This is a genomic window from uncultured Sphingomonas sp. (genome assembly GCF_964250165.1).
In the GTDB taxonomy this organism is placed as follows: Bacteria; Pseudomonadota; Alphaproteobacteria; order Sphingomonadales; family Sphingomonadaceae; genus Sphingomonas.
The window spans coordinates 1-19,294 of the sequence record NZ_CAXUEK010000018.1 but is presented as its reverse complement, the minus strand read 5'-3'; the positions used below and the strand labels follow the sequence as shown (position 1 = coordinate 19,294).

The window sequence follows — 19,294 nt, the reverse complement described above, 5'->3', positions numbered from 1 at the left end:
GCCCGACGTCGACGTGCGCCAGCCGCACCCCGACCTCGCGGGCGATCCGGCTCGCCCGCAAGGCCGGGCATCGCGTCCGCTGCGTGCTGACCGATGGCGGCAGCCACTTCGTGACGGCGATGACGCTGGCGGCGCTGTCGGAGGAGCCGGTCCACACCACCCTGTGGGACCTGAAGGACGAGACGGAGATGGGCCATATCCAGCTCAGCCGCGAGGCCGATCTGGTGGTGGTCGCGCCCGGCACCGCCGACCTCCTCGCCCGCATGGCGGCGGGAATCGCGGACGATCTGGCGACGACGCTGCTGCTCGCCACCGACAAGCCCGTGCTGGTCGCCCCCGCCATGAACGTGCGGATGTGGAGCCACGCGGCGACCCGGCGCAACGTCGCGACGCTGCGGCGCGACGGCGTGACGGTGATGGAGCCCGACGAGGGCACGATGGCGTGCGGCGAATATGGCCCCGGCCGCCTGCCCGAGCCCGCCCGCATCCTGGCCGCGGCCGAGACGCTGCTCGCGCCCGCCGCGCGGCCGCTCCAGGGCCGGCATGTGCTCGTCACGGCCGGGCCGACGCATGAGCCCATCGATCCGGTGCGCTATCTCGCCAACCGCTCGTCCGGCAAACAGGGGTTCGCGATCGCGGACGCCGCCGCGCGCGCGGGCGCGCGGGTGACGCTGATCGCCGGGCCGGTAACGCTGCCCACACCCGCCGGGGTAGATCGGGTGGACGTCGAGACGGCGCTGGAGATGGCCGCGGCCGTCAGGGCGACGCTGCCTGCGGACGCGGCGGTGATGGTCGCCGCGGTCGCCGACTGGCGGGTGGAGGCGACCGGGCAGAAGCTGAAAAAGGGCATGGCCGCGGCCGCCCTGCCGCTGACCGAGAACCCGGACATCCTCGCGGCGCTGTCGCGCGCGCCGGACCGGCCACGGCTGGTGATCGGGTTCGCGGCGGAGACCGAGCGCGTGATCGAGCACGCCACCGCCAAGCTGGCGCGCAAGGGCTGCGACTGGATCGTGGCCAACGACGTGTCGGGTGACGTGATGGGGGGCGACGCCAACGCCGTCCACCTCATCAACGCCGCGGACGTCGAAAGCTGGGCGGAGCTGCCCAAGACCGAGGTCGCGGCGCGCCTCATCGCGCGGATCGCCGACGCGCTCGGACCGGCGGCGTGAGCGCGATCCGCATCCTGCTGCTGCGCCTGCCGCACGGCCGGGGCCTGCCCCACCCCGCCTACGCCACGGCCGGCGCGGCCGGCATGGACGTCGTCGCCGCGGAGGATGCCGAGATCGCGCCGGGGGGCCGCCACGCGGTCGCGACCGGCTTCGCGCTCGCCATCCCGGAGGGTTATGAGGTGCAGGTCCGACCGCGCTCCGGGCTGGCGCTGAAGCACGGCGTCACCTGCCTCAACTCGCCGGGCACGATCGACAGCGACTATCGGGGCGAGGTGAAGGTGATCCTCGCCAATCTCGGCCAGGAGCCGTTCGCCGTCCGGCGCGGCGAGCGCATCGCCCAGCTGGTGCCCGCCCCCGTCCAGCGCGCCGAGCTGGTCGAGGCGGCGGAGCTGGACGCCACGCACCGCGGCCAGGGCGGCTTCGGCTCGACGGGGCGGTGACGCTCGCCGACGACGAGCTCGCCCGCTACGCACGCCATATCGTCCTCAAGGAGGTCGGCGGCGCGGGACAGCTGCGGCTGAAGGCGGCGAGCGCGGCGGTAATCGGCGCCGGCGGCATCGGCTCGCCCACGATCCAGTACCTCGCGGCGGCAGGCGTCGGGCGGCTGGTCATCATCGACGACGACGCGGTGGAGCTGTCCAACCTCCAACGCCAGACGCTGTTCGCCACCGCCGACCTGGGTGCCGGCAAGGCGAGGACGGCTGCGGAGGCCGCGCGGCGTCTCAACCCCCATCTCACGGCAGAGCCTCGCGCCGTGCGCATCGACGCCGGGAACGCGCCGGCGCTGCTCGCGGGCGTCGATGTGGTGCTCGACGGGTGCGACAATTTCGCCACCCGCCTTGCCGTCGCCGACGCGGCGCTGGCGCTGCGGGTCCCGCTGGTCTCGGCAGCGGTGGGACAGTTCGAGGGGCAGTTGGCCGTCTATCGCGGCTGGGAGGCGGACAAGCCCTGCTACCGCTGCTTCGTCGGCGATGCGCCCGACCGGGAGGAGGCGAGCTGCGCCGAAGCCGGCGTGCTCGGCCCGGTGACGGGGGTGCTCGGCAGCATGGCGGCGCTGGAGGCGATCCGGTCGATCACGCCGTTCAGCGAGGACCCGGCGGGCAGGCTGCTGCTCGTCGATGCGCTGTCCTGGCGGTTCCGCACGCTGAGCCTGCCGAAGGATCCGGGTTGTCCGGGGTGCTCCGTTCAGGCATCCGCGTAGCGCCGGAACCATTCCACGAACCGCGGCACGCCGTCCTCCAGCCTGGTTCGTGGCGCGAAGCCCAGGTCCCGCGTCGATTCCGCGATGTCGGCATAGGTTTCCGTCACATCCCCCGGCTGCATCGGCAGGGGCTCGCGGACCGCCGCGCGTCCGCAGGCCTGCTCGATCAGCGCGATCAGGCGGTCGAGCGGCTCGGCCCGGCTGTTGCCGAGATTGTAGAGCGCGTGCGGCGCGAGGCTGCCGCCGGGCTTCGATGCGCCGTCGTCGGCCGGTGGTCGGTCGAGCGCGGCGAGCACGCCTGCCACGACATCATCGATATAGGTGAAGTCGCGCCGCATCCGACCGTTGTTGAACACGGTGATCGGGCGCCCCGCCAGGATCGCGGCGGTGAACAGCCAGGGCGCCATGTCCGGCCGGCCCCACGGCCCGTAGACGGTGAAGAAGCGCAGCCCGGTCTGCGGCAGGCGGAAGAGATGGGCGTAGCTCTCGCTCATCAGCTCGTCCGCCTTCTTGGTCGCGGCGTAGAGCGAGACGGGGTGGTCGACGCGATCGTCCACACGGAACGGCAGGGCGGTGTTGCCGCCATAAACCGAGGAGGACGACGCGTAGACGAGGTGCGCCGCCCGCCGCGCCCTCGCCAGCTCCAGCACGTTCGCGTGCCCGACCAGATTGGCGCGGACATAGGCCTGCGGATTTTCCAGCGAGTGGCGCACGCCGGCCTGCGCGCCGAGATGGACGATGCGGTCGATCCGTTCCCCCGCCACCGCCGCATCCAGCGCCGCCGCGTCCGCGAAATCGGCCTGGACGAAGCGGACGTCCCTTCCGCCGACCAGCGCCGCCAGCCGGTCGCGCTTTAGCTGCGGCGCATAATAGCCGTTGAGGTCATCGATCCCGATCACCGTCTCGCCGCGCGCCGCCAGCGCCCCCGCCACATGCGCGCCGATGAAGCCCGCCGCGCCGGTGACGAGCACGGCCACGTGACGTCAGCCGAGCAGCTGCTGCGCGAAGGCGCGCACCGCCGGACCAATATCCGCGCGGTGTAGCGCCAGCGCCAGGTTGGCCTGGATGAAACCCGCCTTGTCGCCGCAATCGTATCGCTCGCCGTCGAACGTGTAGCCGTGGAACGGCTGCCGGCCGATCAGCTGCGCCATCGCATCGGTCAGCTGGATCTCGCCGCCCGCGCCCTTCACGGGATTGTCCAGGATGCGCATCACCTCGGGCTGGAGGATGTAGCGGCCCGGCGTCATCAGGTTGGACGCGGCCGTGCCCCGCGTCGGCTTTTCGACCACCGCGAGCACCTCGGTCAGCGCGCCTTCCACCTTGCCCGGCGTGATGATGCCGTATTTGTCGGTTTCCTCGGGCGGCACCTCCAGCGCGCCGATCAGGTTGCCGCCGACATGCTCGTAAGCGGCGACCATCTGGGCCAGGAAGCCGGGCGTGCCGACCATCAGCTCGTCCGGAAGCAGCACCGCGAACGGCTCGTCGCCGACGATCTCGCGCGCGCACCACACCGCGTGACCCAGCCCGAGCGGCTCCTGCTGGCGGACATAGACGGGCGAACCGGGCTTCTGGCGGATGCCGTCGATCAGCGTCATCGACTTGCCGCGCGCGCGCATCGTCGCCTCAAGCTCGTAAGAGACGTCGAAATGATCCTCCAGCGCGCCCTTGCCGCGGCCGGTGACGAAGATGATCTGCTCGACGCCCGCCTCCAGCGCCTCTTCGACGGCGTACTGGATCAGCGGCTTGTCGACGACCGTCAGCATTTCCTTGGGCATCGCCTTGGTCGCGGGCAGGAAGCGGGTGCCGAGCCCCGCCACCGGAAACACCGCCTTGCGCACGCGCTTGAATGTCACCCACCGTCCCCTGCTCGTGTCGCGCCCGCCTAGCCGTGCCGGCCGCGCCCCGCAAACCGCCTTGCCGCGAAGGCGGTTAGCGCGTCCTTAAGCGCGGCCGGCTAGAGGAGCGCCATGGCGAAAATCCTCGTCGTGTTCGGGACGCGGCCCGAGGCGATCAAGCTATTTCCGGTGGTGCGCGCGCTGGCGGGGCGGCCGGCGCTGGCGGTGCGGACCTGCGTCACTGCGCAGCATCGCGGGCTGCTCGATCAGGTGCTGCAGGTCGCGGGCCTCACGCCGGACATCGACCTCGACCTGATGGAGCCCGGGCAGACGCTGGACCGCCTCACCGCCCGGCTGCTCGTCGGGCTGGGCGAGGTGATGGATCGGGAGCGGCCGGACTGGGTGATCGTCCAGGGCGATACCGCCACCGCGATGACGGGCGCGCTCGCCGCCTATTACCGCAAGGTGTCGGTCGCCCATGTCGAGGCGGGGCTGCGTTCGGGCGACATCCATCACCCCTGGCCCGAGGAGGTGAACCGCCGCATCGTCGCGCCGATCGCCCGACTGCACTTCGCACCGACCGAAACGGCCGCAGCGGCGTTGCGCGGCGAGAATATCGCGCCCGAGACGATCCATGTCACGGGCAACACCGTCGTCGATGCGCTGCAATGGACGCAGGCGCGCATCGACGCCGAACCGGCGCTCGCGGCCGGGCTCGATGCCGAGCTGGCGCGCGCGGCAGGCAAGCGGCTGGTGCTCGTCACCACCCATCGCCGGGAGAATCTCGGCGACGGCATGGCCGCGATCGCCCGCGCGCTCGCCCGCATCGCCGATCGCGGCGACACCGCCCTGCTCTTCCCCGTCCACCCCAATCCGGCGGTGGGTGAGGTGATGGACGCTCTCCTCGGCAATCGGCCCGAGATCGCGCGCGTGCCGCCGCTCGACTACCCCCAATTCGTGCGCGCGCTCGCCGCCTGCGACCTGGTGCTGACCGATTCGGGCGGCGTGCAGGAAGAGGCGCCGGCGCTCGGCAAGCCGGTGCTGGTAATGCGCGAGACGACCGAGCGGCCGGAGGGGGTCGCCGCCGGCACCGCCCGACTGGTCGGCACGGAAGAGGACCGGATCGTGCACGAAGTCTTCAACCTTCTCGACGATAGCCGCGCCCATGCCGCGATGGCCCGCGCTCATAATCCGTTCGGCGACGGCCAGGCCGCGGTGCGGATCGCGGGGCTGATTGCGGATGCTTGCCGACCCTGACCTCTCCGTCTGCGTCCTCGGCCTCGGCTATATCGGCCTGCCGACCGCCGCCGTGATCGCGCGCACCGGTGCCCGGGTACTGGGCGTCGACGTCAGCGAGACGGTGGTCGAGACCGTCAACTCCGGCCGGATCCATATCGAGGAAGTCGACTTGGACGCGCTGGTGTCGGGCGTGGTCGCCCGCGGTCTGCTGTCCGCCTCGACCCAGATCGCGCCGGCCGAGGTGTTCGTGATCGCGGTACCGACACCGTTCGCCGACGATCACCGACCCGATATCGGCTATGTGCTGCGTGCCGCGACCGCGATCGCGACGGTGCTCAAGGCGGGCGACACGGTGATCCTCGAATCGACCTCGCCGGTCGGCGCCACCGAGCAGGTTCGCGATCTCCTCGCCGCGCTGCGCCCCGATCTCCGGCTGCCCGGCCTCGGTCGGGAAGCGGACGTCGCGATCGCCTATTGCCCCGAACGCGTCCTCCCGGGACGCATCCTGCACGAGCTGATCGCCAACGATCGCGTGATCGGCGGCCTGACACCGCGCTGCGGCCGCAAGGCGCTCGCCTTTTACCGCAGGTTCGTGCGCGGCGCCTGCGTCACCACCACCGCGCGCGCGGCGGAGATGACCAAGCTGGCCGAGAATGCCTATCGCGACGTCAACATCGCCTTCGCCAACGAGCTGAGCCTGGTCGCCGACCGACTGGGCGTCGACGTGTGGGAAGTGATCCGCCTCGCCAACCGGCATCCCCGCGTCGGCATCCTCCAGCCGGGCCCGGGCGTCGGCGGGCACTGCATCGCGGTCGACCCCTGGTTCCTGGTTGCCGCCGCGCCGGACGACACCCCGCTGATCCGCGCTGCGCGCGAGGTGAACGACGGCAAGGTCACGCATGTCGTCGAGCAGGCCTCCCGGCTGATCGAGGCGTATCCCGGCGCGCCGGTCGCCTGCCTCGGCCTGGCCTTCAAGGCGAACATCGACGATTTCCGCGAAAGCCCGGCGCTCGCCGTCGCGGCCGCGCTCGCCCGCCGCTTCGGGCCACGCGTGGCGGTGGTCGAGCCCTATGCCGCCCGACTGCCGACCGCGTTCGACGGCACGGGCGCGCGTCTGATCGATCTCGACGCCGCGCTGGCGCGCTGCCCGGTGATGGTGGTGCTGGTCGACCACGATCTGTTCCGCTCGGTGCCGGCCGAGGAACGGGCCGGCAAGGCCGTCCTGGACACCCGCGGGATCTGGCCCGACCAGCCGCGTCCGCAACCGGCCGCAGCGGCGCTGCGCCTCGCGGGCTGAGCGTCGCCTTGTTCCCGCGTGCCGCCCGGCTTATGTGGCGCTCTCTGCGTTACCATTGTCGGTTCATGCTTTCCAAGTTCCTGAGATCATGGCGTTTCAGCCCTCAGCACCCGGAGCTCCCGGCCGGTCGCCGGGTCTACGCGGTCGGCGACGTGCATGGCTGCATCGCCGAGCTGAAGCGGCTGCTGGCGATGATCGCGGCCGACGAGGCGGCCCGGCCCGCGGCGGAGACGACGCTGATCTTCATCGGTGACGTCGTCGATCGCGGCCCGGCTTCCGCCGAAGTCGTCGATCAACTGCGCCGGCTGGCCGCGGAGCGCCCCGACGTGCGCTTCCTTGCCGGCAACCATGAAGAGATCTTCCTGCGCGCGCTGGCCGGTGAGCCCAAGGCGCTGCGCATGTTCTGTCGGATCGGCGGCCGCGAGACGGCGCGCAGCTACGGGATCAGCGACGCGGAATATGAGCGGCTCGACTATCCGGAGCTCGCCGCCGCGCTGCAGCGGGTCGTACCCGCCGAGCACCGCGCGTTCCTGGAGCGGCTGGAGGACATGATCGTGCTTGGCGATTATGTCTTCGTCCATGCCGGCGTGCATCCCCATGCCGAGCTGGATGAGCAGGTCGTCAGCGACCTGCGCTGGATCCGCTCGCCGTTCCTCGATCACGGCCGACCGCTCGAGAAGATGGTGGTCCACGGCCATACCATCGCCGCGGAGATCGATCGTCAGCCGCACCGGATCGGCATCGACACGGGCGCCTACGTCACCGGCCGGCTCACGGCGCTGGGGCTGGAGGGCGCGCAGAGCTGGCAGCTGCAGACTGGCTGATCGCCCCACCACCCTGTCGCAGCAGAACGCGTGATCATCTTTTCGTAAGCAATTGTGCCGCTATAGTCTGGCGGTTGCGGCATCGAGCGACGCCGTCCGCAACCAAGTCCATGCGTCGGCGTTGCGTGCGTGGTGGGTTGTCTTGCTCGGAAAACCGTGGCAGGCATCCGGCAAGAGTTGAAGAGGGAGTTACATATGCGTCTTGGGAAGTATCTCATGGCTGCGGCGGCCGCCACGATGGCGGTGGCTCCGGCCGTTGCCGCGCCGGTGAATCCGGCGTCCAGCCTTTCGGTGTCTCATTCGGTTCGCGCCGGATCGAGCGTCAAGAAGGGCAGCGATCTTGCCGGTGGTGGCGCGATCATCGCGATCATCGCGGCGATCGCGGTCATCGCGGGCATCGTCGTGGTCGCCAGCGAGAATGACTCGCCCGACAGCCCGTAGACGATCGGCACGTCTCAAAGGAAATAGCGGCTTTCGGGCCGCTATTTTTTTGCCCGTCGCTCGTCCGAGTGATGCGGTGTCGGTCGACACGACCGAACGGGTATCGTGCCGCCGAGGCGCGCAGGTACGACCATCGTGACGGCGCCGTCAGACGAAGGTGGGAACACCATCAAGCTGCCGCGCGGTGCGGCCGTGTCAGTCAAGGAAAAGCCGACGCGTTCGGCAACGCGCCGGCCGTAGCTCAGTTATTGCTGCGGCGGCGGTGCGCTGCCGGGCTGAGCGGTCGCGCCCTGGCCGTTCATCATCTGCTGCATCATCTGCGCCTGGCGGATTTCCGCCTCGGACTTGAAATCGATCAGCTTGACGTCGAAGATCAGCGTCGAGTTGGCCGGGATCGGCCCCGTCGCCTTGTCGCCATAGCCGAGCTGCGGCGGGATTACGAGGCGGTAGTGGCCGCCGCGCTGCATCTGCTTCAGGCCCTGCGCGAAGCCCGGCACGACGCCGGCCACCGGCAGCGGCGTCGGTTGCGGCGACTGATCGAAGACCGTGCCGTTCGTCAGCTTGCCGACATAGGTGATGAGCGCGACGTCGCCCTCGGTCGGCTTGGGCCCATGACCGGGCACGAGGACTCGGACCTGCAGCGTCTGCGGCGCGGCGCGCGCCAGGGCCACCGCGGCGACCAGCGCCAGCGCGATGCCGAGCCACAGCCAGATCAGATAGCCGCGCTTGACGGGGTGCAGCGGCACGGCGGTCACGGTCGACATCGGGCGACTCTCACATTGCGGACATCGACGTTGGCACAGGTGCGGCGCGGTGACGCCGGTGACACCTTGTCAGCGCGCGCCGTCGCGCTCGGCGCGCTTGCGCTCCAGCTTGCGGGCGCGGCGGACCGCGGCGGCGCGCTCGCGGGCACGCTTTTCCGACGGCTTCTCGTAATGGCGCCGCAGCTTCATCTCGCGATACACGCCCTCGCGCTGCAGCTTCTTCTTGAGCGCGCGCAGGGCCTGGTCGACATTGTTGTCGCGGACGATGATCTGCATGGGTATTCGGTGCTCCGGGCGCGTGGCGGCGCATCGCGGGGAGGCGCCGAAAGACAAGGACGGGCCGCTACCACTGCGGGCCGACAGGCGCAAGCGTCTGCAAATCGGCGACGCGCGGGCTGGCTGTTGCCGCCCTGCCACACCTGCCGGTCGAAACACGGATGTTGCGGGGCTGCAATGCGCAAGAGACCTGACGTCGGCAGCACCCGCCCATGCTACAGCTCGCCGCCGCCGAGATGGACCTGGCGACCCGCCTCCTGATCGTCGACGACGATCCCGGCATCCGCGAGCTCACCGCCGGATTCCTGACGCAGCACGGCTATCAGGTCGACACCGCCGCCGGCGGCGAGGAGATGCGGCGCCGGCTGGTCGAGCGGGACTATGCGCTGGTCGTGCTCGACGTGATGATGCCCGGCGAGGACGGGCTCGCCATCCTGCGCTCGCTCGATCGCGCCACCAGCCCGGCGATCATCATCCTGTCGGTGATCGGCGAGGAAGTGGACCGCATCGTCGGGCTGGAGATGGGCGCGGACGATTATGTCGCCAAGCCGGCCAATCCGCGCGAGCTGCTCGCCCGCATCCGCTCCGTCCTCCGCCGCAACGCCGGACGGCCGGCGGAACGGGTCGCGGACCCGGCCTCGCGGCCTTAACGGCGGTTCGCCGGCTGGCGGCTCGACCCGGTCGCGCGCCAGCTGCTCGATCCGGACGAGGTGGTCATCAACCTGTCGGACGGCGAGTTCCGCCTGCTGATGACGCTGGTCGAGCACCCCCGCCGCGTGCTGACGCGCGACTTCCTGCTCGATCACGCCCGCGGCCACGATGCCGAGCATTTCGATCGCGCCATCGACGCCCAGGTCAGCCGCCTGCGCCGCAAGCTGGGCCGGCCCGATGGCCGGGGCGGCGACGAGCTGATCCGCACCGTGCGCAACGAAGGCTATATGTTCACCGCCGATGTCACCGGTTAAGCGCGGCCGCTCAATCGCGGTCTCGATCGTGCTGCTGGTCGTCGCGGCGCTGGCGGCGGCGACGGTCGTGCTGTTCGCCGTGACCTTCAACGGCCCCCCGCCCCAGCCCGCGCCGCAAAGCTACGCCAACATCGTCGCGGCGCTGCGCAGCGGCCGCGCCGCGCACGGCCCCGGGCGCGAGCTTCGCATCGGCGTGAGCCCGGCGACGTGGTCGCGTTGATGGCGCCCAAGCATGGCGACACCACCGACGAGGTGCGCGGGCCGTTCCAGGTCGGCTGGCGGCGGCCCGGCGGCTGGCGCTCGATCGAGACCGCGCGGGAACCGTTCTTCACCGCCTGGCATCGCGTCACGCTGATCGCGATGACGGCGGTGCTGGCGCTGCTGTCGCTGCTCGCCTGGTTCAGCGCGCGCGCGATCTCGCGGCCGCTGCGCCAGGTCGCCGACGCCGCGCTCGCCGCGCGTGCGGGCGCCCCGCTGACCCCGTTGCCGAGCGGCGGCGCGACGGAGGTGCGCGATCTGGCGAGCGCGGTCACGACGATGCACGACCGGCTCCAGCGCCATGCCGAGGGCCGGATGGCGATGCTGGGCGCGATCGCGCACGATCTCGGCACGCCGCTGTCGCGCCTTGCCTTCCAGGTCGAACAACTGCCGGAGGCGGCGCGGGCGCGCGCCGCGGGCGATATCGCGGAAATGCGGGCGATGATCGCCGCCACGCTCGCCTTCGCGCGCGACGAGACGGCGCGCGGCGAGACGGCCCGGATCGTCTCGGCAGCCTGCTCGACAGCCTGGTCGAGGATATGCGCGTCGGCGGTGCGCCGGTGACGCTGGCGGCCGGTCCGCGCGCTATCGTGCGGGGCAATTCGGGCGAACTCCGCCGCGGGTTCGCCAACCTGATCGACAACGCGGTGCGCTATGGCGGCGAAGCGACGGTGGGCTGGAGGATCGGCGACGGCGAGGCGGCGATCAGGATCGACGATCGCGAACCCGGGCTGGGCGGCGCGGACGCGAACCGCCTGTTCGAGCCGTTCGTGCGCGGCGATCCGTCACGCAACCGGGCGACCGGCGGCACTGGCCTCGGCCTCGCGATCGTGCGCACCATCGCCCATCGGCACGGCGGCACGGCGACGCTGACCGACCGGGCCGAGGGCGGCGCCCGCGCGACGGTGACGCTGCCGCTCGCCTGAAACATCGCGCAACAATGGCGCGACCTCCCGACACACGCGGGTGATCCGGCCGGATGATCGATCGCGGGACAGCGCAAGGATCCCGTCATGCACGCCCATCCCGGCGACAGCCGGACCACCGGTCACGGGCACAGCCTGGCCGAAGACCTGACGCTCATGGCGGCGATGATCGCACGCCGGCGCGCGTTGAAGTGGTTCGCGGGCGCCGGCACCGCCGCGCTGGTCGCGGGCTGCGGCGGCTCGGGCTCCGGCTCGACGGGCAGCGTCGCGGTGGTGAGCGGCACGGCGACCGCAACGCCGACACCCACGCCAACGGCGACGCCGACCTCGACGCCGACCGCAGTCAGCACCGCCAGCGGCTGCATCGCCGACCCGGCCGAGACGGCGGGGCCCTACCCCGCCGACGGCACGAACCCGGCAAGCGGCTCGACCAGCAACGCCCTGACGGTGAGCGGCGTCGTGCGCTCCGATATCCGGGCGAGCTTCATCTCCACCACCACCGTCGCGACCGGCGTGCAGGTGACGATCACGCTGACGCTCGTGAACGTCAACGCCGCTGCGCACCGCTCGCGGGCTATGCCCTCTATCTCTGGCATTGCGACCGGCAGGGTCATTACTCGCTATACACCGCCGCGACCGAGAGCTACCTGCGCGGCGTGCAGGTCACCGACGCCAACGGCCAGGTCACCTTCACCACCATCTTCCCCGCCGCCTATGACGGCCGCTGGCCGCACTATCATTTCGAGGTGTTCTCCTCGCTGGCCAACGCGCTCGGCGGCAGATATGCGATCCTGACGTCGCAGCTGTGCATGCCCGCGGCGCTCTGCGACACCATCTTCGCCGACACCTCGACCTATCCGACCGCGGCGAGCATCTTCAAAGGCGAGAGCCTGGCGACCGACAACGTGTTCGGCGACAACACCGCGGCCCAGCTCGCCCAGCAGACGCCGGCCTTAGCCGGCAGCGTCGCCGCCGGCTACACCGCGACCGCGCTGATCGGCATCGCGCGATAGGGTTTGTGGGGGCGGTGGCGGGCCGCTAAGCCGCGCCCGCCATGGCCCCCCTGACCTTCTACAACAGCCTGACGCGCACGGCCGAGGCGTTCCGGCCGATCGATCCTGCCGATGTCCGCCTCTATTCGTGCGGGCCGACCGTCTACCATTACGCGCATCTCGGCAATCTGCGCGCCTATGTGTTCACCGATACGCTGGCGCGGGTGCTGCGGTGGCGGGGCTATCCGCTCACCCATGTCATCAACATCACCGACGTCGGCCATCTCACGTCCGACGCCGATGCGGGCGACGACAAGATGGAGGCGCGCGCGCGCGACACCGGCCAGGATATCTGGGCGATCGCAAGCCATTACACCGCGGCCTTCAAACGAAACCTCGACGACCTGAACATCCGTCCGCCGGCGCACTTCCCGCTCGCGACCGATCACATCGCCGAGATGATCGCCTTCGGGGAGACCATCGAAGCCGCGCACTGCTACCGGCTGGACAGCGGCCTCTATTTCGACGTGTCCACCGTGCCCGATTACGGTCGCCTCGCCCGCGCGCGCGACGATCACGGCGAGACGCGGATCGATCCCGTCGCGGGCAAGCGCCACCCGCAGGACTTCGCGATCTGGCGGACCAGCGCGGCGGGCGAGAACCGGCAGATGGAGTGGGACAGCCCCTGGGGTCGCGGCGCGCCGGGCTGGCACCTGGAATGTTCGGTGATGAGCCGGAAATATCTGGGCGCCGCGTTCGACATCCATACCGGCGGCATCGACCATCGCGAGATCCACCATCCCAACGAGATCGCGCAGAACCAGGCGTTCTGCGGCTGTCCCGATACCGGTGCGACCTTCTGGATGCACAACAACTTCCTGGTCGATCGCACGGGCAAGATGGCGAAATCTTCCGGCGAGTTCCTGACGCTGCAGGCGGTCATCGACCGCGGCGTCCACCCGCTCGCCTATCGGCTGATGTGCCTGCAGGCGCATTACCGCTCCGAGATGGAGTTCAGCTGGGAGGGGCTCGCCGCGGCGGCGGTGCGGCTGAAGCGGCTCGCGCACGCCGTTGCAGGGTTGCGCGATCGCCCGGCCGGGCCGCCGGGGGCGGGCGCCGCCGCGTATCGCGAACGGCTGGACGCGGCGGTCAGCGACGATCTCGCCACGCCGCGCGCGCTGCCGGTGCTCGACGAGCTGCTCGCCGACAAGACCGTGTCGCCCGCCGACCGGGTGGCGGCGCTGACGGACTTCGACGCGGTGCTGGGGCTGGACCTCGCGACGCTGCGCCGCGAGGACCTGCGCGTGCGCCCGGCCGGCGCGATGCTGGGCGAGGCGGATGTGGCGTCACGGCTGGCCGAACGCCGCGAGGCGCGCGCGGCGAAGGACTTCGCGCGATCGGACGCGATCCGGCTGGCGCTGGCGGACGGCGGCGTCGAGGTGATGGACGGCGACCCGCTCGGCTGGGACTGGCGCCTGTGAAGAAGAGAGTGGCGTGAGGGAGCTGGCGGCGCTGTGGCACGCGTTCATTACCTGGATCGGCGACGGCACCGGGCTGCCCGATACCATCCTCCACATCCATGCCGGGATGGCGGTGCTGCTGCTGGCGCGGCTCGTGACCGGGCGTTCGCTGGGCACGCTGGTGCCGCTGTCCTGGGTGGCGCTGGCCGAGGGCGCGAACGAGGTGCTGGACCGCATCGAGTTCGGCTCGTGGCGCTGGGCCGATACGCTGAGCGACATCGGCAACACGCTGTTCTGGCCGACCGTGATTTGCCTTGCGGTCCGCTTGCGACCGCTCGCGCTCAGGGGCGCGGCGCGACGGCGCTGAGCGGCTGATCGCGGGTCGCCAGCACCGCCGGCGCGGGGTCGGGGCGGCCCGGCGGCGGCAGCGTCGCGATCTCGGCCGCGATCGCGTCGGCCCGCGCGCGGGCAGAGCCGTGGCTGGCGCCGCGGAACGGGCCGCCGTCGATCGATCCGCCATCCTCCCGCCAGAAGCGCACCGCCGCCTGCGGATCGTAGCCGGCGTTGCGCAGCAGGTGGACGCTCAGCCGGTCGGCATCGTCTTCCGTGCGGCGAAACAGCTGGCCGTCTCGGCCGAACTCGGCGAGCAGGCCCCAATGCGCGCCGGCCGCCTCCAGCCGGGCGCGATGATCGAGGATGGTGTGCGACAGCTCGTGGGCGACGATCGCGGCGATCTTGTCGTCGGGCAGCGTCTCGAAGAAGCGCACGCCGACCTGGACGATGCGCCCGTCCGATTTCGCCGTCAGCCCCGGGCCGAGCAGCACCTCGAAGGCGGACCGGCAGCCGGGAGTGGCCGGCACGCTCACCGTCCGGGTCCCGCCGGCGCGCTGGAGGGTCAGGACGAGCGGCCGGTCGGCAGGCTGGCGGGCGATCAGCGCGTCGGCCGCGTCGCGCGTCGCGCTGGTGCCCGCCGAAGCTGGGCCGGGCCGGGGCGCGGGTTCGCCGTTGACGGCCACCAGCCCGTCATCGGCGACGATGCCGGCCAGCGCGGCGGGGCTGCCGGGCGCGACCGCCTCCACCTGCACCGGCGTCGCGAAGCCGAAGGTCGCGCGCGCCTCGGCCTCGGCATCGCCGGCATATTGGTCGACGGCGTGGAGCTGGAGCCCCGGCGCGGGCTGCAGCGCGCGGCACAGAGGCGCGTTGGCGGTCTGCAGCCGCCACGCGATCGTCGCCATCCGCGCATCGACCGCGCGCAGCGCCTGCCAATAGCCGGGATCGACAGCGCCGGCCGGTCCGGCCAGCGTCGCGGCCGCGAGCAGGCCGACAAGGGATCTCACCATGCCGGCGCCCCTACCGCGCGCAAGCTTGCTGCGCCATGACGCTCGCCTCGCCCGCCGCGCTCGGTTAGGTGCGCGGCCATGAAAGCCGTGCTCCCCGCGCTCGCCCGCCCACTGCTCGAAGGCCGGCTGCCCGCCGATCTGGCGGTCGCCTGGTTCGGCACGCCGGACGAGGCGAAGGCGGGCATCGCGGACGCCGACATCGCCTGGGTGGACATGACGCCGACCCGCCTCGTCGCGGAGGCGATCCGCGCCGCCGGGCCGAACCTCCGATGGGTATCGACCATCTATGCCGGGCTGGACGCCTTCCCGCTCGACCTGCTGCGCGCGCGCGGGGTGACGCTGACCAACGGCGCCGGCATCAACGCCTATGCCGTCGCCGAATATGCCGTGCTGGGCGTGCTCGCCGCGGCCAAGCGCTTCGACGAGGTGGTCCGCGCGCATGATCGGCATGAGTGGCGCAAGGACGCGCCGGGCAAGGTGGAGCTGTTCGAGACGGCGGCGCTGGTGGTCGGCTATGGCGCGATCGGGCGGCTGATCGGCGAGCGGCTGGCGGCGTTCGGCGTGGCGGTGACCGGCGTCACCCGCACGGGCCGCGACGGCACGCTCACCCCCGATGCGTGGCGCGACCGGCTCGGCGGTTTCGACTGGGTGATCCTCGCCGCGCCGTCGACGGACGCCACCAGGGCGCTGATCGGCGCCGCCGAGCTCGCCGCCATGAAGCCGGGCGCCTGGCTGGTGAACATCGCGCGCGGCGACATGATCGACGACGGCGCGCTGCTCGCGGCGCTGCACGCGGGGCGGATCGGCGGCGCTTTCCTCGATCCGACCCAGCCCGAGCCGCTGCCGCCCGAGCACCCGCTCTGGTCCGCGCCCAACTGCATGATCACCATGCACCTGTCCGGCCGCAGCCAGACCAAGATGTTCCGCCGCGCGGCCGCGCTGTTCGCCGAGAACCTGCAGGCGTTCCGCGCCGGCCGGCCGCTGCGCAACGTCGCCGATCTCGACGCGGGCTATTGAGCTTTGTTGCCGCGTTAACCGCCGTCCGGTATCGGCGCGCGCCATGAGCAATCCCGTCCAGCTGATCGAGCCCAGGCGTCACGGCGACGCGCGCGGCTGGTTCACCGAGGTGTATAACGAAGCGACCTTCGCTGGCCGCGGCATCGACGTGCGCTTCGTGCAGGACAATCATTCGCTGTCGGTGCCCGCCTTCACCTTGCGCGGGCTCCACTTCCAGACGCCGCCGCGCGGGCAGGACAAGCTGGTCCGCTGCATCCGCGGCCGGATCTGGGACGTGGCGGTGGACGTGCGCGCCGGCTCGCCCACCTATGGCCGCTGGGTCGGGGCCGAGCTGTCGGCCGAGAACGGGCGGCAGCTGTTCATCCCGGTCGGCTTCGCGCACGGCTTCGTCACGCTGGAGCCGGACTGCGAGGTGACCTACAAATGCTCGGACCTGTACGCGCCCGCGGCGGACGGGGGCGTACGCTGGGACAGTGCGGGCATCGACTGGCCGCTGCCCGCCGGCACGACCCCCGAGCTCAGCCCGAAAGACGCCGGACTGCCGGCGCTGGCCGCGTTCGACAGCCCCTTCCCCTATGACGGCCGCCCGCTGGCGCCGCTCGCCTGAGGAGCATCATGCGCATCTTCGTCACCGGCGGGGCCGGCTTCATCGGCTCGGCGCTCGTCCGCCACCTGATCGCGAACACCGAGCATGAGGTGCTCAACTTCGACAAGCTGACCTATGCCGGCACGCTCTCGACCGTCGCGGGCGTCGCCCGGAGCAACCGGTACCGCTTCGTGCAGGGGGACATCTGCGACGCCGACGCGGTGCGTGCCGCTACGGCCGAGTTCCGGCCCGACATCATCACCCACCTGGCCGCCGAGAGCCATGTCGACCGCTCGATCGACGGCCCCGGCGCGTTCATCCAGACCAACCTGGTCGGCACCTACACGATGCTGGCCGAGGCCCGCAGCTATTGGCAGAGGCTGGACGAAGCGGCCCGCAACGCCTTCCGTTTCCACCATATCTCCACCGACGAGGTCTATGGGTCGTTGGGCGAGACCGGGCTGTTCACCGAGGACACGCCCTACGACCCGCGCTCGCCCTATTCGGCCTCCAAGGCGGGCAGCGACCATCTGGTCAGCGCCTGGGGCCATACCTTCGGCCTGCCGGTGCTCATCACCAACTGCTCGAACAATTACGGGCCCTATCACTTCCCCGAAAAGCTGATCCCGCTGATGATCGTCAAGGCGCTCGCGGGCGAACCGTTGCCGGTCTACGGCAAGGGCGATCAGGTGCGCGACTGGCTGTTCGTCGAGGATCACGTCCGCGCGCTGCAGGCGGTGTTCGAGCGCGGGGCGGTGGGCCGGACCTACAATGTCGGCGGGCATAACGAGAAGCAGAACATCGAGGTGGTGCAGACCGTCTGCGCGATCCTCGATCGCCTGCGCCCGCGCGCCGACGGCGGGCGCTATGCCGACCAGATCACCTCGGTCGCCGATCGGCCCGGCCACGACAAGCGCTACGCGATCGACGCCGCCCGCATCAACGCCGAGCTCGGCTGGCACCCGGACGAGACGTTCGAGACGGGCATCGAGAAGACGGTCGCCTGGTATCTCGACAACGAGGCATGGTGGCGCCCGCTGGTGGCGGCGAACGCGGCCCAGCGGCGTGGGGTCGCCCAATGATCGGGAGCGTGAGGCCAGTCCTGGTCACCGGCGCCGGCGGCCAGCTCGGCACCGAGCTGCGCCGTGCCGCCTGGCCCGATGGCTGGCAGGTGGTCGCGGTCGACCAGGCCGAGCTCGATCTGGCCGACACCGCGGCGATCGCCGCGACGGTCGCGGCCGGGCATGACGGCGCACCGTTTGCCGCGGTGATCAACGGCGCCGCCTATACCGCGGTCGACAAGGCGGAATCCGATCAGGTGACGGCCTGGGCGGTCAACGCGATGGCGCCGGCCGCGTTCGGCCAGGCCTGCGCGGCCGCCGGCATCCCGCTGGTGCAGGTGTCGACCGATTACGTCTTCGCCGGCGACAAGCAGGGCGAATGGGAGCCGAACGATCCCGTCGCCCCCCTGGGCGTCTACGGCGCGTCCAAGCTCGGCGGCGAGCTGGCGGTGCGCACCTCGGGCGCGCGCTGCGCGGTCGTGCGGACGGCGTGGGTAGTGTCGGCGCACGGCGCCAACTTCGTCAAGACGATGCTGCGCGTCGGCGCCGAGCGCGGGACGTTGCGCGTGGTCGAGGACCAGCACGGCAGCCCGACGAGCGCGGCTGACCTCGCCGCCGCGCTCGTGACGATCACGGTGCGTCTGGCCGAGGATGCGGACGCGCCGGCCGGCGTCTATCATTTCAGCAACGCCGGGCCGACGACCTGGGCCGATTTCGCCCGCGAGATCTTCGCCCAATCGCACGCCAAGGGCGGCCCGAGCGCGAGCGTCGAGGGCATCCCGACCAGCGCTTATCCGACGCCGGCGCGCCGCCCGGCCAATTCGCTGCTCAGCCACGCGGCGATCACGCGCGATTACGGCATCCGCCCGCGCGCCTGGCAGGCGGCGCTGAGCGACATTCTCGACGAGCTTCTGGGGGACGTGGCGTGAAGGGCATCATCTTGGCGGGCGGGTCCGGCACGCGGCTTCACCCGGCGACGCTGGCGGTCAACAAGCAGCTGCTGCCCGTCTACGACAAGCCGATGATCTACTACCCGCTGTCGGTGCTGATGCTCGCCGGCATCCGCGACGTGCTGATCATCTCCAGCCCTGAGTTCATCGACAATTACCGCCGGCTGTTCGCCGACGGCTCGGCGCTCGGCCTGGCGATGTCCTATGCCGAGCAGCCCAGCCCCGACGGCCTCGCGCAGGCGTTCACGATCGGCGCCGACTTCATCGGCGGCGACAAGGTCGCGCTGGTGCTCGGCGACAACATCTTCTTCGGCGCGCACCTGACCGACCTGCTCGCCAGCGCCGTCGCGCGGACGGAAGGCGCGACGGTGTTCAGCTACCGCGTCGAGGATCCCGAACGCTACGGCGTCGTCGAGCTCGCGCCGGACGGCCGCGCGCTCAGCCTCGAGGAAAAGCCCGCCGCGCCGAAGAGCAACCACGCGGTCACCGGCCTGTACTTCTACGACAATCGCGTCCTCGATCTCGCCGCCGGCCTCGCCCCCTCGGCGCGCGGCGAATACGAGATCACCGATTTGAACCGCCTCTATATGGAAGCTGGCGACCTATACGTCGAACAGATGGGCCGCGGCTACGCCTGGCTCGACACCGGCACCCACGACAGCCTGCTGGAGGCGTCCGAGTTCGTCCGCACTA

Annotated in this window: 24 protein-coding genes and 2 pseudogenes; 19 read left to right on the top strand and 7 right to left on the bottom strand. The window is 71.2% G+C overall.

Annotated features, from left to right (window positions below; all coding sequences use genetic code 11):
- The first annotated feature begins 83 nt into the window (after positions 1-83).
- From coaBC to ACFE64_RS05920, 3 genes are read left to right on the top strand one after another with little or no spacing between them, the layout of a single operon-like run.
- Entirely contained in the window at positions 84-1,169 is a 1,086-nt protein-coding gene (coaBC, locus tag ACFE64_RS05930) for a bifunctional phosphopantothenoylcysteine decarboxylase/phosphopantothenate--cysteine ligase CoaBC (RefSeq protein ID WP_375391534.1), read from the top strand.
- Positions 1,166-1,609: a dUTP diphosphatase gene (gene dut / locus ACFE64_RS05925; RefSeq protein ID WP_375391533.1), complete on the top strand. Its 444-nt coding sequence runs from the start codon at positions 1,166-1,168 to the stop codon at positions 1,607-1,609. The genes coaBC and dut overlap by 4 nt, the downstream gene beginning before the upstream one ends.
- A complete protein-coding gene (locus ACFE64_RS05920) occupies positions 1,606-2,370 on the top strand; it encodes a ThiF family adenylyltransferase (protein ID WP_375391532.1) in 765 nt (254 codons plus the stop codon). Before dut ends, ACFE64_RS05920 begins: the two co-directional genes overlap by 4 nt.
- Here ACFE64_RS05920 and ACFE64_RS05915 read toward each other — a convergent pair.
- Both ACFE64_RS05915 and galU read right to left on the bottom strand, forming a co-directional pair.
- Entirely contained in the window at positions 2,355-3,347 is a 993-nt protein-coding gene (locus ACFE64_RS05915; RefSeq protein WP_375391531.1) for an NAD-dependent epimerase/dehydratase family protein, read from the bottom strand. The genes ACFE64_RS05920 and ACFE64_RS05915 overlap by 16 nt on opposite strands.
- A 6-nt stretch (positions 3,348-3,353) precedes the next feature.
- On the bottom strand, positions 3,354-4,223 hold the full coding sequence (galU, locus tag ACFE64_RS05910) for a UTP--glucose-1-phosphate uridylyltransferase GalU (RefSeq protein ID WP_375391530.1): 870 nt from the start codon (positions 4,221-4,223) through the stop codon (positions 3,354-3,356).
- Positions 4,224-4,337: 114 nt separating this feature from the next.
- Here galU and wecB point away from each other — a divergent pair, with 114 nt between their 5' ends.
- From wecB to ACFE64_RS05890, 4 genes are all read left to right on the top strand, one after another.
- Positions 4,338-5,462 (top strand): non-hydrolyzing UDP-N-acetylglucosamine 2-epimerase, encoded by a 1,125-nt coding sequence (wecB, locus tag ACFE64_RS05905; RefSeq protein WP_375391529.1) that lies wholly within the window; start codon positions 4,338-4,340, stop codon positions 5,460-5,462.
- Positions 5,446-6,741 (top strand): UDP-N-acetyl-D-mannosamine dehydrogenase, encoded by a 1,296-nt coding sequence (wecC, locus tag ACFE64_RS05900; protein WP_375391528.1) that lies wholly within the window; start codon positions 5,446-5,448, stop codon positions 6,739-6,741. The genes wecB and wecC overlap by 17 nt, the downstream gene beginning before the upstream one ends.
- Before the next feature lie 65 nt (positions 6,742-6,806).
- Positions 6,807-7,565 carry a metallophosphoesterase family protein gene (locus ACFE64_RS05895; RefSeq protein WP_375391527.1) on the top strand — a complete coding sequence of 253 codons (759 nt, stop codon included), beginning with the start codon at positions 6,807-6,809 and terminating at the stop codon, positions 7,563-7,565.
- Positions 7,566-7,721: 156 nt separating this feature from the next.
- Positions 7,722-8,006 carry a hypothetical protein gene (locus tag ACFE64_RS05890; RefSeq protein WP_375391526.1) on the top strand — a complete coding sequence of 95 codons (285 nt, stop codon included), beginning with the start codon at positions 7,722-7,724 and terminating at the stop codon, positions 8,004-8,006.
- Between the two features lie 245 nt (positions 8,007-8,251).
- On the opposite strand, the gene ACFE64_RS05885 is transcribed toward ACFE64_RS05890, so the two are convergent.
- Together ACFE64_RS05885 and rpsU are read right to left on the bottom strand one after the other, a co-directional pair.
- On the bottom strand, positions 8,252-8,770 hold the full coding sequence (locus ACFE64_RS05885) for an FKBP-type peptidyl-prolyl cis-trans isomerase (protein WP_375391525.1): 519 nt from the start codon (positions 8,768-8,770) through the stop codon (positions 8,252-8,254).
- Positions 8,771-8,839: 69 nt separating this feature from the next.
- Complete coding sequence (gene rpsU, locus ACFE64_RS05880) at positions 8,840-9,046, bottom strand: 30S ribosomal protein S21 (protein ID WP_007404630.1); 207 nt, start codon at positions 9,044-9,046, stop codon at positions 8,840-8,842.
- Between the two features lie 212 nt (positions 9,047-9,258).
- Here rpsU and ACFE64_RS05875 point away from each other — a divergent pair.
- The 4 genes and pseudogenes from ACFE64_RS05875 (at position 9,259) to ACFE64_RS05860 (ending at position 11,195) form a co-directional block, all read left to right on the top strand.
- A pseudogene (locus ACFE64_RS05875) lies at positions 9,259-10,011 on the top strand (response regulator).
- The gene (locus ACFE64_RS05870; protein WP_375391524.1) at positions 9,998-10,231 is read left to right on the top strand and encodes a hypothetical protein; all 234 of its coding nucleotides are present in this window, start codon (positions 9,998-10,000) and stop codon (positions 10,229-10,231) included. Before ACFE64_RS05875 ends, ACFE64_RS05870 begins: the two are co-directional and overlap by 14 nt.
- Positions 10,231-10,833 (top strand): HAMP domain-containing protein, encoded by a 603-nt coding sequence (locus tag ACFE64_RS05865; protein ID WP_375391523.1) that lies wholly within the window; start codon positions 10,231-10,233, stop codon positions 10,831-10,833. Before ACFE64_RS05870 ends, ACFE64_RS05865 begins: the two co-directional genes overlap by 1 nt.
- The gene (locus ACFE64_RS05860; protein WP_375391522.1) at positions 10,809-11,195 is read left to right on the top strand and encodes a sensor histidine kinase; all 387 of its coding nucleotides are present in this window, start codon (positions 10,809-10,811) and stop codon (positions 11,193-11,195) included. The genes ACFE64_RS05865 and ACFE64_RS05860 overlap by 25 nt, the downstream gene beginning before the upstream one ends.
- 122 nt (positions 11,196-11,317) lie before the next feature.
- Here the strand turns inward: ACFE64_RS05860 and ACFE64_RS05855 are convergent, their stop codons facing one another.
- The gene (locus tag ACFE64_RS05855) at positions 11,318-11,560 is read right to left on the bottom strand and encodes a hypothetical protein (protein WP_375391564.1); all 243 of its coding nucleotides are present in this window, start codon (positions 11,558-11,560) and stop codon (positions 11,318-11,320) included.
- 27 nt (positions 11,561-11,587) lie between these two features.
- The gene (locus tag ACFE64_RS05850; RefSeq protein ID WP_375391563.1) at positions 11,588-11,746 is read right to left on the bottom strand and encodes a hypothetical protein; all 159 of its coding nucleotides are present in this window, start codon (positions 11,744-11,746) and stop codon (positions 11,588-11,590) included.
- A 66-nt stretch (positions 11,747-11,812) separates the two neighbouring features.
- Between ACFE64_RS05850 and ACFE64_RS05845 the strand changes: the two are divergent.
- The 3 genes and pseudogenes from ACFE64_RS05845 to ACFE64_RS05835 form a co-directional block, all read left to right on the top strand.
- Positions 11,813-12,208: pseudogene (locus tag ACFE64_RS05845) on the top strand (intradiol ring-cleavage dioxygenase); the annotation flags it as partial.
- 41 nt (positions 12,209-12,249) lie between these two features.
- A complete protein-coding gene (gene cysS, locus ACFE64_RS05840) occupies positions 12,250-13,668 on the top strand; it encodes a cysteine--tRNA ligase (protein ID WP_375391521.1) in 1,419 nt (472 codons plus the stop codon).
- Positions 13,669-13,681: 13 nt separating this feature from the next.
- A complete protein-coding gene (locus ACFE64_RS05835; RefSeq protein ID WP_375391520.1) occupies positions 13,682-14,014 on the top strand; it encodes a hypothetical protein in 333 nt (110 codons plus the stop codon).
- On the opposite strand, the gene ACFE64_RS05830 is transcribed toward ACFE64_RS05835, so the two are convergent.
- Positions 13,989-14,987, bottom strand: coding sequence for a PDZ domain-containing protein (locus ACFE64_RS05830; protein ID WP_375391519.1), 999 nt, complete (start codon positions 14,985-14,987; stop codon positions 13,989-13,991). The two genes, ACFE64_RS05835 and ACFE64_RS05830, sit on opposite strands and share 26 nt — an antisense overlap.
- Positions 14,988-15,065: 78 nt before the next feature.
- Between ACFE64_RS05830 and ACFE64_RS05825 the strand changes: the two genes are divergently transcribed.
- The 5 genes from ACFE64_RS05825 to rfbA form a co-directional block, all read left to right on the top strand.
- The gene (locus tag ACFE64_RS05825) at positions 15,066-16,004 is read left to right on the top strand and encodes a D-2-hydroxyacid dehydrogenase (RefSeq protein WP_375391518.1); all 939 of its coding nucleotides are present in this window, start codon (positions 15,066-15,068) and stop codon (positions 16,002-16,004) included.
- Positions 16,005-16,047: 43 nt separating this feature from the next.
- Positions 16,048-16,611 carry a dTDP-4-dehydrorhamnose 3,5-epimerase gene (rfbC, locus tag ACFE64_RS05820; protein ID WP_375391517.1) on the top strand — a complete coding sequence of 188 codons (564 nt, stop codon included), beginning with the start codon at positions 16,048-16,050 and terminating at the stop codon, positions 16,609-16,611.
- 8 nt (positions 16,612-16,619) lie between these two features.
- The gene (gene rfbB, locus ACFE64_RS05815) at positions 16,620-17,672 is read left to right on the top strand and encodes a dTDP-glucose 4,6-dehydratase (protein WP_375391516.1); all 1,053 of its coding nucleotides are present in this window, start codon (positions 16,620-16,622) and stop codon (positions 17,670-17,672) included.
- Between the two features lie 8 nt (positions 17,673-17,680).
- Positions 17,681-18,580: a dTDP-4-dehydrorhamnose reductase gene (gene rfbD / locus ACFE64_RS05810; RefSeq protein ID WP_375391515.1), complete on the top strand. Its 900-nt coding sequence runs from the start codon at positions 17,681-17,683 to the stop codon at positions 18,578-18,580.
- A partial coding sequence (gene rfbA, locus ACFE64_RS05805; protein ID WP_375391514.1) for a glucose-1-phosphate thymidylyltransferase RfbA occupies positions 18,577-19,294 on the top strand: 718 nt, incomplete at its 3' end. The genes rfbD and rfbA, both read left to right, overlap by 4 nt.

Excerpts from the sequence above, each read along its gene's own strand:
- wecB (WP_375391529.1), top strand. The coding sequence starts at position 4,338 with ATGGCGAAAATCCTCGTCGTGTTCGGGACGCGGCCCGAGGCGATCAAG.
- wecC (WP_375391528.1), top strand. The coding sequence starts at position 5,446 with ATGCTTGCCGACCCTGACCTCTCCGTCTGCGTCCTCGGCCTCGGCTAT.
- ACFE64_RS05895 (WP_375391527.1), top strand. The coding sequence starts at position 6,807 with ATGCTTTCCAAGTTCCTGAGATCATGGCGTTTCAGCCCTCAGCACCCG.
- ACFE64_RS05885 (WP_375391525.1), bottom strand. The coding sequence starts at position 8,770 with ATGTCGACCGTGACCGCCGTGCCGCTGCACCCCGTCAAGCGCGGCTAT.
- rpsU (WP_007404630.1), bottom strand. The coding sequence starts at position 9,046 with ATGCAGATCATCGTCCGCGACAACAATGTCGACCAGGCCCTGCGCGCG.
- ACFE64_RS05870 (WP_375391524.1), top strand. The coding sequence starts at position 9,998 with ATGTCACCGGTTAAGCGCGGCCGCTCAATCGCGGTCTCGATCGTGCTG.
- ACFE64_RS05865 (WP_375391523.1), top strand. The coding sequence starts at position 10,231 with ATGGCGCCCAAGCATGGCGACACCACCGACGAGGTGCGCGGGCCGTTC.
- ACFE64_RS05860 (WP_375391522.1), top strand. The coding sequence starts at position 10,809 with ATGCGCGTCGGCGGTGCGCCGGTGACGCTGGCGGCCGGTCCGCGCGCT.
- ACFE64_RS05855 (WP_375391564.1), bottom strand. The coding sequence starts at position 11,560 with ATGCAGCCGCTGGCGGTGCTGACTGCGGTCGGCGTCGAGGTCGGCGTC.
- cysS (WP_375391521.1), top strand. The coding sequence starts at position 12,250 with ATGGCCCCCCTGACCTTCTACAACAGCCTGACGCGCACGGCCGAGGCG.
- ACFE64_RS05830 (WP_375391519.1), bottom strand. The coding sequence starts at position 14,987 with ATGGTGAGATCCCTTGTCGGCCTGCTCGCGGCCGCGACGCTGGCCGGA.
- ACFE64_RS05825 (WP_375391518.1), top strand. The coding sequence starts at position 15,066 with ATGAAAGCCGTGCTCCCCGCGCTCGCCCGCCCACTGCTCGAAGGCCGG.
- rfbC (WP_375391517.1), top strand. The coding sequence starts at position 16,048 with ATGAGCAATCCCGTCCAGCTGATCGAGCCCAGGCGTCACGGCGACGCG.
- rfbB (WP_375391516.1), top strand. The coding sequence starts at position 16,620 with ATGCGCATCTTCGTCACCGGCGGGGCCGGCTTCATCGGCTCGGCGCTC.